The sequence below is a fragment of the Streptomyces sp. NPDC089799 genome (assembly GCF_040684755.1).
Lineage (GTDB): Bacteria > Actinomycetota > Actinomycetes > Streptomycetales > Streptomycetaceae > Streptomyces.
Map to the genome: position 1 here is coordinate 1 of NZ_JBFBGR010000083.1, position 1,583 is coordinate 1,583.

Here is a 1,583-nt window from a genome sequence, read left to right on the forward strand (position 1 = left end):
CCTCGCAGATGTTCATCACCGGCCCGGACGTGGTCCGCGCGGTGACCGGCGAGGAGATCACCCAGAACGGCCTCGGCGGCGCCGACGTGCACGCCGAGACCTCCGGCGTCGCGCACTTCGCCTACGACGACGAGGAGACCTGCATCGCCGAGGTCCGGTACCTCATCTCGATGCTGCCCTCGAACAACCGCGAGAACCCGCCGACCCACCAGACGGACGACCCCGCCGACCGCCGCTCGGACGTCCTGCTGGACCTGGTCCCCGCCGACGGCAACCGGCCGTACGACATGCTCAAGGTCATCGAGGAGCTCGTCGACGACGGCGAGGTCCTGGAGATCCACGAGCGCTGGGCCCGCAACCTCATCTGCGCCCTCGCGCGGATGGACGGCCAGGTCGTCGGCATCGTCGCCAACCAGCCCGGCCACCTCGCCGGCGTCCTCGACATCGAGGCGTCCGAGAAGGGTGCGCGCTTCGTCCAGATGTGCGACGCCTTCAACATCCCGATCCTGACCTTCCTGGACGTCCCGGGCTTCCTGCCCGGCGTCTCCCAGGAGCACGGCGGGATCATCCGGCACGGCGCCAAGCTGCTCTACGCGTACTGCAACGCCACCGTCCCGCGGATCAGCCTCATCCTCCGCAAGGCGTACGGCGGCGCGTACATCGTCATGGACTCCCAGTCCATCGGGGCCGACCTCACCTACGCCTGGCCCACCAACGAGATCGCGGTCATGGGCGCGGAGGGCGCCGCCAACGTGATCTTCCGCAAGCAGATCGCCGACGCCGAGGACCCCGAGGCCATGCGCGCCCGCATGGTCAAGGAGTACAAGGCCGAACTGATGCACCCGTACTACGCGGCCGAGCGCGGCCTCGTCGACGACGTCATCGACCCCGCCGAGACCCGCGAGACCCTGATCAGCGCCCTCGCGATGCTCCGCAACAAGCACGCCGACCTGCCGTCCCGCAAGCACGGCAACCCGCCGCAGTAACGCGAAGGAGACGAAGCCGACGATGAGCACCGACACCATGCTGCGCGTAGAGAAGGGCCACGCCGAGCCGGAGGAGCTGGCCGCGATCACCGCGATCCTGCTCGCCCGCGCCGCCGCCACCCCCTCCGACGTCCCGGCCCCCCGCCGCTCCACCGCCGCCTGGCGCCGGCTGGAGCGCACCCCGGGCTTCCGGGCGCCGCACAGCTGGCAGGGCTGACCCGCAGCTGCCCCGCAGAGGCTCCTCAGGCCCCGCACCCGTTCAGGGTGCGGGGCCTGACGCATGTCCGGAGCACGTCCCGCGGCCCCGTCCGGTGCCCGGTCCGCTGTCCGGTCCGGCGGCAGGGCTCCTGGGCGCCCGCCTCACGGGCGAACGGCAGGCGGGCGGGGAAAAGGGAAGGCCCCGGTGTCCACAGGGGACACCGGGGCCTTCCCGGCGTTACAGGGTGCGCGCCGCTACCGCAGGCGCGCCATGAGCGCGTGCTCGACCAGCGTGATCAGAGCCGATTTGGCGTCTGCGCGGTGGCGGGCGTCGGTGGTGATGATGGGTGCGTCGGGGCCGATCTGGAGTGCTTCGCGTACTTCTTCGGGGGTGTAGGG

The 1,583-nt window shown here is 71.3% G+C and carries 2 protein-coding genes and 1 pseudogene; 2 read left to right on the plus strand and 1 reads right to left on the minus strand.

The genetic code is table 11. The features are described from left to right. Both AB0O36_RS36975 and AB0O36_RS36980 read left to right on the plus strand, forming a co-directional pair. Window positions 1–986 (plus strand): carboxyl transferase domain-containing protein (locus AB0O36_RS36975; RefSeq protein WP_365118388.1); only part of this gene is annotated, 986 nt, incomplete at its 5' end. Between the two features lie 22 nt (window positions 987–1,008). Then, window positions 1,009–1,203, plus strand: a complete 195-nt coding sequence (locus AB0O36_RS36980; protein ID WP_365118390.1) for an acyl-CoA carboxylase subunit epsilon — start codon at window positions 1,009–1,011, stop codon at window positions 1,201–1,203. Between the two features lie 236 nt (window positions 1,204–1,439). On the opposite strand, the pseudogene AB0O36_RS36985 reads toward AB0O36_RS36980, so the two are convergent. Next, window positions 1,440–1,583: pseudogene (locus AB0O36_RS36985) on the minus strand (ATP-binding protein); the annotation flags it as partial.

Bases quoted from the DNA above. Each gene is read 5' to 3' on its own strand.
- AB0O36_RS36980 (WP_365118390.1), top strand. From the start codon at position 1,009: ATGAGCACCGACACCATGCTGCGCGTAGAGAAGGGCCACGCCGAGCCG.